General features: G+C 63.8%; 12 protein-coding genes, 1 tRNA gene and 1 pseudogene. 8 read left to right on the forward strand and 6 right to left on the reverse strand.

Annotated elements, in window-relative coordinates:
- Positions 1–149: 149 nt before the first annotated feature.
- From N436_RS02215 to N436_RS28870, 3 genes and pseudogenes are all read left to right on the forward strand, one after another.
- Positions 150–1,913: an ABC transporter transmembrane domain-containing protein gene (locus N436_RS02215; protein WP_110740310.1), complete on the forward strand. Its 1,764-nt coding sequence runs from the start codon at positions 150–152 to the stop codon at positions 1,911–1,913.
- Positions 1,914–2,658: 745 nt separating this feature from the next.
- A pseudogene (locus tag N436_RS28865) lies at positions 2,659–2,769 on the forward strand (hypothetical protein); the annotation flags it as partial.
- A gap of 228 nt (positions 2,770–2,997) precedes the next feature.
- Positions 2,998–3,702, forward strand: coding sequence for a methyl-accepting chemotaxis protein (locus N436_RS28870; protein ID WP_371105374.1), 705 nt, complete (start codon positions 2,998–3,000; stop codon positions 3,700–3,702).
- A gap of 54 nt (positions 3,703–3,756) precedes the next feature.
- Here N436_RS28870 and N436_RS02225 read toward each other — a convergent pair.
- Together N436_RS02225 and N436_RS02230 are read right to left on the reverse strand one after the other, a co-directional pair.
- Positions 3,757–3,833, reverse strand: a tRNA-Pro gene (locus N436_RS02225).
- An 80-nt stretch (positions 3,834–3,913) separates the two neighbouring features.
- Complete coding sequence (locus N436_RS02230) at positions 3,914–4,135, reverse strand: YgdI/YgdR family lipoprotein (protein ID WP_013971697.1); 222 nt, start codon at positions 4,133–4,135, stop codon at positions 3,914–3,916.
- A gap of 187 nt (positions 4,136–4,322) precedes the next feature.
- Here N436_RS02230 and moaB point away from each other — a divergent pair, with 187 nt between their 5' ends.
- Together moaB and glp are read left to right on the forward strand one after the other, a co-directional pair.
- Positions 4,323–4,862, forward strand: coding sequence for a molybdenum cofactor biosynthesis protein B (gene moaB, locus N436_RS02235; protein WP_016714883.1), 540 nt, complete (start codon positions 4,323–4,325; stop codon positions 4,860–4,862).
- Positions 4,846–6,072 (forward strand): gephyrin-like molybdotransferase Glp, encoded by a 1,227-nt coding sequence (gene glp, locus N436_RS02240; protein ID WP_105945241.1) that lies wholly within the window; start codon positions 4,846–4,848, stop codon positions 6,070–6,072. The genes moaB and glp overlap by 17 nt, the downstream gene beginning before the upstream one ends.
- On the opposite strand, the gene N436_RS02245 is transcribed toward glp, so the two are convergent.
- Positions 6,061–7,308: a glycosyltransferase family 4 protein gene (locus N436_RS02245; protein WP_110740311.1), complete on the reverse strand. Its 1,248-nt coding sequence runs from the start codon at positions 7,306–7,308 to the stop codon at positions 6,061–6,063. The two genes, glp and N436_RS02245, sit on opposite strands and share 12 nt — an antisense overlap.
- A 315-nt stretch (positions 7,309–7,623) precedes the next feature.
- On the opposite strand from N436_RS02245, the gene yegS reads away from it, so the two are divergent.
- On the forward strand, positions 7,624–8,511 hold the full coding sequence (yegS, locus tag N436_RS02250) for a lipid kinase YegS (protein WP_105945239.1): 888 nt from the start codon (positions 7,624–7,626) through the stop codon (positions 8,509–8,511).
- On the opposite strand, the gene N436_RS02255 is transcribed toward yegS, so the two are convergent.
- The 3 genes from N436_RS02255 to N436_RS02265 form a co-directional block, all read right to left on the reverse strand.
- Positions 8,495–9,154: a response regulator transcription factor gene (locus tag N436_RS02255; protein ID WP_016714887.1), complete on the reverse strand. Its 660-nt coding sequence runs from the start codon at positions 9,152–9,154 to the stop codon at positions 8,495–8,497. The genes yegS and N436_RS02255 overlap by 17 nt on opposite strands.
- On the reverse strand, positions 9,144–10,040 hold the full coding sequence (locus N436_RS02260; protein WP_105945238.1) for a sensor histidine kinase: 897 nt from the start codon (positions 10,038–10,040) through the stop codon (positions 9,144–9,146). Before N436_RS02260 ends, N436_RS02255 begins: the two co-directional genes overlap by 11 nt.
- A gap of 365 nt (positions 10,041–10,405) precedes the next feature.
- Positions 10,406–10,915, reverse strand: a complete 510-nt coding sequence (locus N436_RS02265; RefSeq protein WP_110740312.1) for a histidine kinase — start codon at positions 10,913–10,915, stop codon at positions 10,406–10,408.
- 351 nt (positions 10,916–11,266) lie between these two features.
- Between N436_RS02265 and N436_RS02270 the strand changes: the two genes are divergently transcribed.
- On the forward strand, positions 11,267–12,202 hold the full coding sequence (locus N436_RS02270) for a chemotaxis protein CheV (RefSeq protein ID WP_016714890.1): 936 nt from the start codon (positions 11,267–11,269) through the stop codon (positions 12,200–12,202).
- Between the two features lie 55 nt (positions 12,203–12,257).
- On the forward strand, positions 12,258–13,061 hold the full coding sequence (locus N436_RS02275; RefSeq protein ID WP_105945236.1) for an MOSC domain-containing protein: 804 nt from the start codon (positions 12,258–12,260) through the stop codon (positions 13,059–13,061).
- Positions 13,062–13,066: the final 5 nt, after the last annotated feature.

Genomic DNA, 13,066 nt, shown 5'->3' on the forward strand with positions numbered 1-13,066 from the left:
TGTTTCCGTATCACGCTGGAAACAGTCCAACAGAAACGCTGTGAAAGCTCCATAGTCTGGTTAGACCGATGGGCTATAGCAACCTGCAGGCATTCCCACAGCCTGGATGAGTGGTAGTCTGCGGCTTCCCCCGCATTGTGGTCGTCGCCATGCCCGAATCGGTTTCCCCACGTCAGCGCCGCGCCTTGCGCCTGGCCTGGCAGTTCGTCCGCCCCTATCGCCGGCAAGTGCTGCTGGCCTTCCTGGCCCTGGTGGTCACTGCCGCCATCACCCTGTCGATGGGCCAAGGTATCCGCCTGTTGGTGGATCAGGGCTTCATGACCCGCTCCGCGCACCAGCTCAACCAGACCATCGGGTTGTTCCTGCTGCTGGTGCTGGCCCTGGCGGTGGGCACTTTCAGCCGCTTTTACCTGGTCTCGTGGATTGGCGAGCGGTGTGTGGCCGATATCCGTCGCGCCGTTTTCGATCACCTGATCGGCCTGCACCCCGGCTTTTTCGAAGACAACCGCAGCTCCGAGATCCAGTCGCGGCTGACGGCGGACACCACCTTGCTGCAGTCGGTCATCGGCTCATCGTTGTCGATGTTCCTGCGTAACGCGTTGATGGTCATCGGCGGCGTGGTGTTGCTGTTCATCACCAACCCCAAGCTCACCAGTATCGTGGTGGTGGCCCTGCCGTTGGTGCTGGCACCTATCCTGCTGTTTGGCCGTCGGGTGCGTAGCCTGTCGCGGCAGAGCCAGGACCGGGTGGCCGATGTGGGCAGCTACGTGGCCGAAACGCTGGGGCAGATCAAGACGGTGCAGGCCTACAACCACCAGGCGCACGACCGCGAACTGTTCGCGGGCACGGTCGAAGCCGCGTTTAGCGTGGCCCGCAAGCGGATTGCCCAGCGTGCCTGGCTGATCACCCTGGTGATCGTGCTGGTGTTGGGGGCGGTGGGGGTGATGTTGTGGGTCGGCGGCATGGACGTGATTGCCGGGCGTATTTCTGCAGGCGAGCTGGCTGCATTCGTGTTCTACAGCCTGATCGTCGGTAGCGCCTTCGGTACCCTCAGTGAGGTGATCGGCGAGCTGCAGCGTGCCGCCGGTGCCGCCGAGCGTATTGCCGAACTGTTGGCTGCGCGCAGTGCAATCCTGCCGCCCGGGCTGGCGCAGGCGCTACCAAAACAGCGGGCCAGCGGGCACATCGAATTGCAGCAGGTGGTGTTCGCCTACCCGTCACGGCCTACGGTGGCGGCCGTCGATGGCCTGAGCCTGGCCATCGAACCAGGGCAGACCGTTGCCCTGGTTGGCCCCTCGGGTGCAGGCAAGTCGACCCTGTTCGATTTGTTGCTGCGTTTTTACGACCCACAGCAAGGGCGCATCCTGCTCGATGGCCAGGCGATTACCGCCCTCGACCCTGACCAGCTGCGCCGCCAGTTCGCCCTGGTGGCGCAAAACCCCTCGCTGTTCCGTGGCACGGTGGAGGCCAACATCCGCTATGGCCGGCCCGAGGCAACCCTGGCGGAAGTCGAGGCAGCCGCCCGCGGTGCCTATGCCGATGAATTCATCCGGCAGCTGCCGCAAGGCTACCAGACGCCCTTGGGCGAGGGCGGCATCGGGCTTTCCGGTGGGCAGCGGCAGCGCCTGGCGATTGCCCGGGCGTTGCTGGTGGATGCGCCGATCCTGTTGCTGGATGAAGCCACCAGCGCCCTCGACGCACAGAGCGAGCACCTGATCCAGCAGGCGTTGCCCAGCCTGATGGCCGGGCGCACCACGCTGGTGATCGCCCATCGCCTGGCCACGGTGCAGCATGCCGAACGAATCGCGGTCATCGACAAGGGGCGGCTGGTGGCAGTGGGCACACACCGTCAGTTGATCGAGGAAAGCCCGCTGTATGCGCGGTTGGCGGCCTTGCAGTTCACCACAGGGTAGGGTGTCGCGGTTTTGTAACATTTTTGTAGCAATTGCCTGAGAGTATCTGCCTCAACTGTTGCGTAAGTGCTCGACCTGGCTGCCATTGCTTGATGGCAGCTTTTTTTTGGCCTGCCAGTCATGGGGGCTGCACAGCGGCCCCAGCCCTCTCTCTCTGGTTCCGAGACCCTAGATGTTGCGTAAATCCCTCAGAGTGCAAATTCTCTCGCTGCTCGGCGGCAGCCTGGCGGCGATGTTGCTGATCGCCCTGGTGTGTTTCCAGTTCCTGTCGTCCAGCGTGCGCGGTTATGCCGAGCTGGTCGACGGGCCGCTGCGGGCCTCGCAATTGATCGACGAAGCCAACCTGCAATTCAAGATTCAGGTACAGGAATGGAAGAACGTGTTGCTGCGCGGGCGTCAGCCGGCAGACATGGACAAGTACTGGCAGCAGTTCCAGGCCCGTGAACAACAGGTTCAAGCGCTGCTCGGGCAATTGATCGACAGCAGCGACGCCAGGCTCAAGGCGCCGTTGCAGCAGCTGCGTGACAGCCACCGGCAGTTGGGCCAGGCCTATGCGCAGGGCCGCCAGGCCTTCCTTGCCGCAGGTGGTGACCCGGTAGCCGGCGACCAGGCGGTCAAAGGCGTGGACCGCGCCGCCAGCGAGCAGATGAGCGAGCTGGTCGAGCAGTTGCGTGCCGATGCGCGCCAGCGTGCGGCCAGCATCAGCGCCAGCGCCGAGCGCACGGTATGGCTGGGCTTGCTGGTGATGTTGGCTTCGGCGGTGCTGGTGGGGCTGCTCAGCCTGTGGCTGGTCAACCGTAGCCTGATCGAGCCGATCCGCCAACTGATCGAGTATGTCGCGCAACTGAGCCAAGGGCGTTTCGCCGCCCGGGTCGATAGCCGCCGTGAAGATGAACTGGGGCGCCTGGCGCGGGCTGCCAACACGCTGCGCGACTTCCTTGCCGAGACCGTTGGCCGCCTGCAGGACAACGCGCAGGAGCTGGAAGGCGCCAGTGGCCAGTTGCGCAGCATCGCCGGCGACATGGCCCGTGGCACCCACGACCAGTTCCAGCGTACCGACCAGGTGGCCACGGCCATGCACGAGATGTCCGCCACCGCCCAGGAAGTCGCCCGCCATGCCGCCGAGGCCGCTCGCGCGGCAGATGACGCCGACCACAGCGCCCAGGCTGGCGAACAGGTGATGCAGCAGACCATCGACATCATCGGGGTGGTCAACCGCGAAATCGCCGGCACGGCGGCGGTAATCCGCGACCTGGAGCACGACAGCACGCGCATTGGCAAAGTGCTGGAGGTGATCCGTGGCATCGCTGAGCAGACCAACCTGCTGGCGCTCAACGCAGCCATCGAAGCGGCCCGTGCTGGCGAAGCCGGGCGTGGTTTTGCGGTGGTTGCCGATGAGGTGCGCAGCCTGGCCCAGCGCACGGCTGCGTCGATTGCCGAGATCCACCAGATCATCGAAGCCGTGCAGTCGGGGGCGGTGGAAGCGGTCAAGGCGATCGAAAGCGGCCAGCAGCGCAGCGAGGAAGGGGCCGAGCAGGTGCAGCAGGCCGGGCAGATGCTGCAGCGCATCACCCAGTCCGTAGAGGCGATCCGCGACATGAACCGACAAATCGCCACGGCGGCCGAAGAGCAGACCAGCGTAGCCGAAGACATTTCGCGCAACCTGATCGAAATCACCCGTATTGCCACGGCCAACCAGCAGGCCGTGCAGCATACCGAGCAGGCCGGGCAGCGCTTGCATGGGTTGTCGGGGCAGTTGGGTGAGGTGACCTCGCGCCTGACGGCCTGACCGTTTTCAGGCACAACAAAAAGCCCGCACAAGGCGGGCTTTTCGAGCAGGATCTGGTCGGAGAGACAGGATTCGAACCTGCGGCCTTCTCGTCCCGAACGAGACGCGCTACCTGGCTGCGCTACACTCCGATGAACAAAATCCTACTGCATCCCGTTTTTGCACACAAGCCCTTGTTGTTTAAAGGGGCTTTGCAAAACGGGCGCCTGGATCACAGCTCTTTGACGGTGCGGATCTGGTCCTTGTTCAGGCGGGTGCGCTTGCCATCCAGTTGCTCGAATTCGTAGAAACCGGAGTCTTCATCGTACTTCGGGGTGTCCGTGGCCTGGATTTCGCGGCCATCGTTCAGGGTAATGACGGTCGGCGAAGCGCAGCCGGCAAGGGCGCCCAGGCCCAGGGCGAGCAGGAAGGCGGGTAGGGTCCGTTGAATCATCGTGTTTCTCCAGTGCGATGGTGCTAGTTGTCAGTTAAGACGCAGGGTGTCCATGCAAGTTCCTTCTTTAGTGCAGCATAGCGGCAAACCCGGCCTATTGACCGAGGGCAATCGCCATGGGCGCAACGTCGGGAAAGGTGCGCTGTGATATAACTGCGGGCATCTCATCCTGTTGTGACGGACACCCATGAAAGCCAAGGCAGATACCCCCTTCGTGGCGCTGAACATCGCCGTGCTCACGGTCAGCGACACCCGTACTTTCGACACCGACACCTCCGGGCAGCTGTTCGTCGACCGCCTGAGTGCGGCCGGCCACCGTTTGGCCGAGCGCGTGCTGCTCAAGGATGACCTGTACAAGATCCGCGCCCAGGTTGCCACCTGGATCGCCGATGACAACGTGCAGGTAGTGTTGATCACGGGGGGGACCGGCTTTACCGGCCGCGACAGCACCCCCGAGGCGGTGGCCTGCCTGCTGGACAAACAGGTAGAAGGGTTTGGAGAGTTGTTCCGGCAGATCTCCGTGGCCGACATTGGCACCTCCACGGTGCAGTCGCGTGCCTTGGCCGGGCTGGCCAACGGTACCTTGGTGTGCTGCCTGCCGGGCTCGACCAACGCCGTGCGCACCGGTTGGGATGGCATCCTTGCCGAACAGCTCGATGCCCGCCATCGCCCGTGCAACTTCGTTGCGCACCTGAAGCAGGCAGCGGCCTGTGACAGCCGTGGCTGAGGCCGGCCAGGCCCGGCCGCTGATGCCGGTGGAGCAGGCCCTGGAGCAACTGCTGGCGCTGGCCGAGGCGGCGCCCATCCGCGAGACCGAGAACCTGCCGCTGGCCGAGGCCGAAGGCCGCGTGCTGGCCACCGACCTGGTGGCCTCGCTCGACCTGCCGCCCTGGCCGAACAGCGCCATGGACGGTTATGCCTTGCGCAGCGCCGACTGGCAGGGCCAGCCGCTGCCGGTCAGCCAGCGCATTTTTGCCGGGCATGCGCCACAGCCGCTGCAGCCAGGCACCTGCGCGCGCATCTTTACGGGTGCGCCGGTGCCGGAAGGGGCCGACTGCGTCGAGATGCAGGAAAACACCGAGGTGCTCGAAGATGGCCGGGTACGCTTTCTTGAAACGTTGCAAACCGGGCAGAACATACGCCCTCAGGGCCAGGAAACCCGCAAGGGTGAGCAGGTAATGAGCGCCGGCACCCGCCTTGGGCCGATCGAACTGGGCCTGGCGGCGACCCTGGGCCATGGTCGCCTGGATGTGGTGCGCAAGGTACGGGTGGCGGTGCTGTCCACCGGTGACGAACTGGTCGAGCCCGGCCTGCCGCTGGGCCCTGGGCAAATCTACAACAGCAACCGTCGGCTGCTGGTCAGCTGGTTGCAGCGACTGGGCTGCGACGTGGTCGATGCGGGCATCCTGCCGGATGACCTTGCACGTACCCGTGCCTGCCTGGCGTCGCTGGGCGACGTTGACCTTATCTTGTCTACCGGCGGTGTCTCGGTGGGGGAGGCCGACTACCTCGGTGCTGCCCTGCGCGAAGCCGGCGAGCTGGCGTTGTGGAAGCTGGCGATCAAACCGGGCAAACCGCTGACCTTCGGTCACTTCCAGGGCGTGCCGGTGATCGGCCTGCCGGGCAACCCTGCCTCGACCTTGGTCACCTTTGGCCTGCTGACCCGGCCCTACTTGCTTCGTCGTCAGGGGGTGGCCGATGTCACGCCGCTGCGTTTCGACATGCCGGCGGGCTTCGACTGGCCCAAGCCTGGCACGCGCCGCGAATACCTGCGCGCGCGCATCGAACAGGGCCAGGTGCGCATCTACAAGAACCAGAGCTCGGGGGTGCTGCGCAGTGCCGCCTGGGCCGAGGGCCTGGTGGAGGTGCGCGAAGGCAGTACGCCAAAACCGGGCGATAGCGTGCCGTTCATCCCCTTCAGCGAGCTACTTGGCTGAGCGGCCCAGCCAGGCACTGCCCAGCGGCGCGGCCTCGGCGGGCGCTGCCTGGGCCAGGCGCATGTGCACGTTCTCCAGTTGCTGGGCCGCCACGCTCCAGTCGTGGCGTAGTCGGGCGAATTGCCGCCCGGCATCGCTCAGTTGGCTCATGCGCCAGGGCTGGTTGAGCAGTTGGGTGATCAGCAGGGCGAGCTGGTCACCGTCATCACTGCCCAGGTAGTGCTCACCGTTGTTCGCGGCCAGGCCCGATACGCCTTTGCCGGTGGTGATCACCGGCAGGCCGGCGGCCATGGCCTCGAGGATTTTTACTTTGGAGCCGCCGGCATAGCGCAGCGGGGCGAAGAACAGTGCCGAACGCTTTTGCAGCTCGCGCAGGTCAGGGCGGTAACCGAACCATTCGATGCGCGGGTCGTTCCAGTGCAATTTCCAGCTGATCGGCAGCGCATGCCCGGCTATCGCCAGGCGCACCGCCGGGTTGCTCATCCACACTTGCGGCATGATGTCTTCCAGCGCCCACTCGATGGCTTCCAGGTTGGCGCCATACTCGAAGTTGCCCACGAACAACAAGCGCTGGCTATGCAGCGCCGGTTGCACGTGCTGGTAGAAATCACAATCCACACCATTGACCACCACGTTCACCGGGCGCCCGCTGATTTGCGCGATCAGCTCGGCATCGTGGGCGCTGACCGCCACCAGCTCGGTAGGTTGGCGCAGCACCCGCTGTTCCCAGCGCCGGTAGCGCCAGCGGTCAAAGGCATTGAGCGGGCGCAGCCAGAGCGGCAGGCGGTCGTGGCAGGCACCGCCCATCACGGACTCCAGCGTGTGCTCGCTGAGCATGTAGGGCAGCCCGCGCGCCTGCAGAGCCTTTTCGAACGGCTGGAAGCTGTAGCTGTGCTCGATCTGGATCACGTCCCACGGTTCGTCCAGCAACTGCTCGAAGCGGTGCCGCAGGCAAGGGGACAGGCCATTGATGATCGCCCGCATGGGGTAGTCGATGATCGGCGAGGCCAGCAAGTTCAGCGGGCTGTGCAGTGGCCGGCGGGGTAGCACGATCAGCCGTTCGAGTAGCGGCTCCAGGGCTTCGCGGGCCGCATCGCTAAGCGGGATTTTCGACTGCACCAGCAGGGTAATGCGGTGGCCTTGCTGTGCCAGTGCGCGCATCAGGTGGTATTGCCGGGTCTTGCTGCCGCTGGTCGTTGGCCAAGGCAGGTACGGCAGTGTCCAGAGAATGCGCATGACCCGGAATCCTCGCTGAAGGCTGCGGATGAAAAGACGCGCCCATCGGCAGCGCTATGCACTCCACTGCCGGGGGGCGCGTCCATGGCCAGGATCGAGATTGGCCCGGCGAACAGAAGTCAAAAGGCTGACCTCCCTAGGAAAAATGTTGGCCTGGGTCAAAAACTTGTCAAAAGTTCATTTTCTGAGCATAGCCGCGCATTGTCGGGTGTGGGAAAAAGACCGCGCCGGCTTCGTTATTTTTTTGCACCCATGCAACGATCCGTGGCTGCGCATGGTCGAGATCTGGGTGGTTCAACTTCACGGAGACGCGCAATGCAAGGGCGCAAGGCAATGCTGATCCTGCACGGCAAGCAGGCGATGAACGAAGAACTGCGCAGCGCCGTGCACGACCTGCGCGATACCGGCTGGGCACTGGATGTACGTGTCACCTGGGAGGCGGGTGATGCGCAGCGGCTGGTCGGTGAGGCGCTGAGCGCAGGCTACAGCCATATCGTCGCCGGTGGTGGGGATGGCACTTTGCGCGACGTGGCCGAAGCCATGGGGCTGGCCGGCGCCGATGCCAGCCTGGCGCTGTTGCCCCTTGGCACTGCCAACGACTTCGCCCGAGCCGCAGGTATACCGCTGGAGCCTGCTGCGGCTCTGGCGTTGCTGAACACGCCGGCCCAGGCGATAGACCTGGGCCAGGCTGGCGACCAGTTGTTCCTTAACATGGCCACAGGCGGATTTGGCAGCCAGGTTACCGCCAACACCTCCGAAGACCTGAAAAAAGTGCTGGGGGCGGCCGCCTACCTGTTCACCGGCTTGTCGCGCTTCAGCGAACTGCAGGCAGCTTCGGTGGAACTGCAAGGGCCTGATTTTCAGTGGCAAGGGAGCTTGCTGGCACTGGGTATCGGTAATGGCCGCCAGGCTGGGGGAGGGCAGGTGCTATGCCCTGAAGCGGTGGTGAACGACGGTTTGCTGGACATCGCCATCCTGCCTGCGCCGCAGGAAGTGGTCGGGGCTCTGCGCGATCTGCTGGCCGGTGATGGCCTGTTCGTTCGGGCCCGGCTGCCCTGGGTGGAAATCAAGAGTTCGCAGGGGCTGGATATCAACCTCGATGGCGAGCCGTTGCAGGCCGACAACCTGCGCTTTCAGGCCAGGCCAGCCGCGATACGCCTGCACCTGCCGGCCGGGTCGCCATTGCTCAGTCGTCCAGGCTGATGATTTTCTCGCGTACGGCAAACAGTACCAGGCCAGCCACGTCATGAATCTGCAGCCGCTTCATGATTTGCGAACGGTGGGTTTCGACCGTCTTGATAGACAGGCCAAGGCCCGCAGCGATTTCCCGGGTGGACTTGCCGCGCACGATCAGGCGCAGGATTTCCAGTTGCCGGGCCGTGAGGTTATGCCGCTCGCCAGCGGCCTGCTTGCCCTGTTTGGTGTGCCGTAGCGCCTGGTTGATGACGGTGTGGGCGATGGCCGGGCTGAGGTAGCGCTCGCCGTTGCGCACTGCGCTCAGGGCCTGCTCCAGTTCGGTGGCGCTGGTGTCCTTGAGCAGATAGCCGTGGGCGCCGCTTTCCAGCGCCCGCATGATCAGGTCGGGGTCGGTGTGCATCGACAGAATCAGCACTTTGCAGGCGTTGCCGCTGGCCCGCAGTTGAGTCAGGGCGTCCAGGCCGCTGGTGGAGCGCATCGAAATGTCCAGCAAGACGATGTCGGGCGCCAGCGTGCGCACCTGTTCGAGCAGTTGGCCGCCATCGTCAGCTTCGCCGATCACGTCATAGCCAGGAATGTCACAGACCAGCGCGCGCACCCCGGCGCGGATCAGCGAATGGTCGTCAACCAGCAGCAGTCTACAGGTCATGGGTGGCAGTACTCCGGGCGCGTTGCTGGCTGCGCGGGGGCCAGGGGAACATCGCTTCGATCTGCGTGCCCAGGCCAGGCTGGCTGGTGATGTCGAGGCTGCCCTGCAACGCGGTTACCCGCTCCTGCATGCCGGCAAGGCCGCGCTGGCCTGCCTCGGCCGGGTGTCGGACGGGGATGAAGCCACGGCCATCGTCGTGGATCGACAGTGCCAGCCCTTCAGGGGTGCGCTGCAGGCGGATGACCAGGTTGTGTGCCTGGGCGTGGCGCAACATGTTGGTCACCGCCTCCTGGGTAATGCGGAACACGGCCATGGCCACGGCTTCGTCGATGCCGCCCAGGCGCTGGTTGCACGCCAGGCTCCAGTGCACGCTGCTGCTGGCCAGGGTACGTACCAGGTGCGCGCGCAGGCTGGCTTCCAGGCCAAGGCTGGCGAGCTGCCGAGGGTTGAGCAGGGCGGACACATCGCGCACGTTGCCCAGGGTGTCATCCAGCGTGCCGCGCAGGGCATCGCAGTGGCCCTGCAGCTCGTCGGGCATACGCCGCTGCAGCCACTGCAACTGCAGCTTCGCAGCGGTGAGCAATTGGCCGATATCGTCGTGAAGTTCCCGGCTCAGGTGCTGACGTTCGTCTTCCTGCACCTTGAGCATGCGCTCGGCCAGTTCGGCCGGGCGCAGGCTGATCGACCTGGCGCCCAGCCCCAGTTGAACGGCGGCGCCCAGCGTGGCGGCCAGCTGCAGCACCAGCAGGCTGGCCGGGATGGCCTGGCTGGCCAGGTACAGCGCCAGGTTCGCAACCAGCGAGGCCACGCACAGCCCGACCGTTGCCCAACGCAGCAGGGCAGCGCGGGAGCAGCAACGCAGAGAAGTCTTCAAGCGTGGGAACATAAGTAGGAAAGCCACTGAAGTATTGCTGATGGAGGCCTTGCACAATGCTGGTCAGAGGCTTTGGCGCAGTACTTTCGATGTTTTTTCGAATGCGTGATCTTGCAACCTTGCTTCAGGTTGCAAGCCTTTGTGGGGGCGCATATTACCACTTTGCATTGCATCGGTCGCGGCTGGGAAACGCTTTGAAACGCCTGCTGGTCCGGTCTTTTCGGGTAGCAAAGTGCCACCCTTTAATCGTGCTGTACGCACTTGTACTGCAACTAGCGGGGGCAGGGTTCAACTTGGGCCACTGAAAACCTGGAGAACTTTCCAAGTTTGACCATGGTGGGGCTTGAACAACGGTACTTAGTTGCACTATGCGTCAATTAAAGCGCCGGGTTAGACCGGTCAGGGCGGCTGCTGGCTGCCACTTCACCCTGGGTGTGAATGCACACGCTGCCTTGCTCATCGCATGACGTACAGGCTGACGCAAAAGGTTGTTGCACGACCTTTGCCAATTCACCCAGTAGCACCAGTTGCTCGCCGATGTCCAGGTTCAGCCGCCCGGTACGGGTGTCGACCAGTTCCAGTTGCCAGGCCAGCAGGGTCAGGCACTCCCCTATCGCGGGTAGGGCTACACGTTGCAGGCAACCACCGTGGCAGGCCGGGGCGAGCAACTGTTGAAGGGCAGTGGTGTAATGGGCGACTTCACGCAGGCCCAGGCGTGTGGCCTGACGGGCGAGGCTGTCGAGGGCGTTGCCCAGGCAGCGGCAGGCATCCGGATCATTGTCGATCAGTTCCAGATGCTGCAGGCATTCCTGCGCCTGGGTCAGCAGTACCTGGGCATCCAGCAGGAAGCCCTGCAGGGCATCGTCGAACGATAAGGCAGTGTCCATTGTCAGGTCCCCGCGCGTGGGGTAGGCGCAGGGGGCGGGCACGCCGAAACGATAGCTAGCAAAAGCCTGACTCCATTCATGCAGTGAGAATGGCGTCACATTAATGGCTAAAGGATATCGCGAACATCAGGTTGCGCCCGATTGCGACTAAGGGTTTCCCTGATGCGGGGCCAGGGTGGGGAACTTTTGCAGCCCCCTCGGTTTATCCCGGTGTGCCCGCAGTAAAGCATGATGGTAAAGTGATATCAATTGCCTTGGCGGTATTTTCCCGCAAGGGTCAAGGTGTGCGTGAAACCGCCGATACAGGGTAGATGATTTCACCTTTTCCGACTCAAGCCTGGGGGGTTTCCAATGGCTGGCATTCTCGACACGGTAGACCAACGCACGCAATTGGTGGGTGAGAACCGCCTGGAAATTCTGATGTTTCGCCTGGCCGGTCGCCAGTTGTTCGCGATCAACGTGTTCAAGGTGCAGGAGGTGCTGCAACTGCCCAAACTGACCTTGATGCCCCAGCGCCACGCCTTCGTCTGCGGTGTGGTCAACCTGCGCGGGCAGACCCTGCCGGTGATCGACCTGTCCCAGGCGATTGGCATGCGCCCGCTGCAGCCGGGGCCGGACAGCACCATCATCGTCACCGAGTACAACCGCTCGGTGCAGGCTTTCCTGGTCGGTGGTGTGGACCGCATCGTCAACATGAACTGGGAGTCGATCATGCCGCCGCCTTCCAGTGCCGGGCGCCAACACTACCTGACCGCCATCACCAAGGTCGATGACAAGCTGGTGGAGGTTATCGACGTAGAGAAGGTGCTGGCCGAGATCGTGCCGTACAACGCCCGGGTCTCTGGCGACAAACTCGCCGACCCGGTGCTGGCCCGGGCGCGTGGCCGCGAGGTGCTGCTGGTGGATGACTCCAGCGTGGCCTTGGCGCAGTTGCGCGATACGCTGTCCCAGTTAGGCGTGAAACTGCATGTGGCCAGTGATGGCCTGAAAGCGCTACGTATGCTCAAGGGCTGGGCCGATGCCGGCGAAGACGTGTGCGAGAAGCTGCTCATGGTATTTACCGATGCCGAAATGCCGGAAATGGACGGCTACCGGCTGACCACCGAGATCCGCAGTGATGCACGCCTGCGCCAGCTTTACGTGGTGCTGCACACCTCGCTGTCGGGCAGTTTCAACGAGTCCATGGTGAAAAAGGTGGGTTGCGACAACTTCCTGTCCAAGTTCCAGCCCGATCGCCTGGTCGACGTGGTCAAGCAACGCCTGCTACTGGACACCGCCACTGCGTGAACCTTGGGCCGGCCAGGTATAAGCTTGGCTTTTGGCATGACGCGAGGCAGCAGGGATGTTTCTCAGTGAGTTGTATCGATACCCGGTGAAGTCGGGGCAGGCGCAAAGCCTGCAGGCTTCACCGGTTGGGTTGCTGGGGTTGCAGGGTGACCGGCGCTGGATGGTGGTCGAGGAAGAAAACGGACGCTTCCTGACCCAGCGCGCATGGCCACAACTTGGCCAGTTGCAGGCGTGTGAAGACGACAGTGGCGAGTTGCTGCTGCAGGCGCCCGGGCAGGCACCATTGCGGGTACCTGTACCCGCTGCCGACGAAGCCCTGCGTGGCGTGACCATCTGGCGCGATACGTTGCGAGTGCCTGATGCAGGCGATGAAGTGGCGGCCTGGCTGAGCGAACTGCTGGGCAAGGCCGTGCGCCTGGTGCATTGCCCGGAGCAGCGTGCGCGCTACCTGCCCAATGGTTATGGTTTCAACAGTGACCGGGCGGCGTTTCCGGATGGTTTCCCCTTGCTGCTGATTGGCCAGGGCTCGCTCGATGAGCTCAGTCGGCGTGTTGGCCGGCCCATGGAGATGCTGCGCTTTCGGCCCAACCTGGTGGTGCAGGGGGCTGAGCCCTTCGCCGAAGATGGCTGGAAGCGGGTTCGCATAGGCAGCTTGGAGTTTCGTGTGCTCAAACCGAGTGTGCGCTGCATCTTTACCACGATTGACCCGGCTACCGGGGAGCGAAGTGCCGACCGGGAGCCTATGGCCACGCTCAAGACCTTCCGCGAGAAAGAGGGGGATGTGCTGTTCGGGCAGAACCTGGCGGTGGATGGCAGTGGGTGGCTTGAGGTAGGGATGGAAGTCGAAGTTCTGGAGTAACTTGG

Source organism: Pseudomonas sp. RV120224-01b, from assembly GCF_003208145.1.
GTDB classification, from domain to species: domain Bacteria; phylum Pseudomonadota; class Gammaproteobacteria; order Pseudomonadales; family Pseudomonadaceae; genus Aquipseudomonas; species Aquipseudomonas monteilii.